The organism is Vibrio sp. 811 (genome assembly GCF_033339195.1).
On sequence record NZ_JAWOUB010000159.1, the window covers coordinates 1 to 941 of the forward strand.

The 941-nt window shown below is 46.9% G+C and carries 1 protein-coding gene and 1 pseudogene; both read left to right on the plus strand.

Annotated features, from left to right (window positions below; all coding sequences use genetic code 11):
• A partial coding sequence (gene ftsL, locus R7Q46_RS25540) for a cell division protein FtsL (RefSeq protein WP_318077989.1) occupies positions 1–182 on the plus strand: 182 nt, incomplete at its 5' end.
• Positions 179–941 (plus strand): annotated as a pseudogene (locus tag R7Q46_RS25545) (peptidoglycan glycosyltransferase FtsI); the annotation flags it as partial. The gene ftsL and the pseudogene R7Q46_RS25545, both read left to right, overlap by 4 nt.

The window sequence follows — 941 nt, forward strand, 5'->3', positions numbered from 1 at the left end:
AAGCGATCACTGAAAAAGATCACACTCTGGTTGAGCGCGAGCGATTAGATAGCGAATGGCGCAACCTGATGTTGGAAGAAACCGCCTTAGCAGAACACAGTCGAGTGCAAGATCTTGCGAAAAAGGATCTTGAAATGAAACGACCTGATGGCGATAAAGAAGTGGTTATCACGCTAAAATGATAAGAAAGAAAACCAACGCTAAACAAGGAAATAAGCGTAAGTCTTCTGCGAAACCCAAAGCCGCAGTAAACGACACCAAAACCGCACCGAAAACAGCGAAAGTAGAAGTAGAGCCATCATTTTTGATTCGCTGGCGCTTCCATTTATTGCTGTTTTTTGTTTTCTGCGCCTTTGCGCTTCTTGTCGCTCGTGTGGCCTATATTCAAATCATCGAGCCGGATAATCTCATTAAGCAGGGCGATCTACGTTCGATTCGTGTTAAGTCTATCCCGTCTGCACGAGGCATTATTTCTGATCGCAATGGTGAACCTTTAGCGGTGAGTGTGCCTGTTGAAGCGGTTTGGGCCGATCCAGCCACCATTTTTAAAGAAAATGCGCTAAGTCAGAAACAAAACTGGTATGACTTAGCAGATGTGTTAGGTGTGGAGCGCCAAGGCCTGATTGACAAAATCAAGCGCAACGAAAAGCGTCGCTTTATTTACCTGCAGCGTCAGGTGAGCCCAGCAATGGCAAACTACATTCGTGAACTGAAGCTACCAGGTATTGGTCTTAAGTCGGAGTCTCGTCGTTATTACCCGGCTGGTGAAGTCAGTGCGCACCTTGTCGGTGTGACAGGCATTGACGGTCATGGCCTAGAGGGGGTTGAGCGCAGCTATGATGAATGGTTAACCGGTGAAGAAGGTAAAAAGACCATTCGTAAAGACCGCTATGGCCGTGTCGTTGAAAACATCGCTTGGCAAGACAAACAAGAAGGCAAGT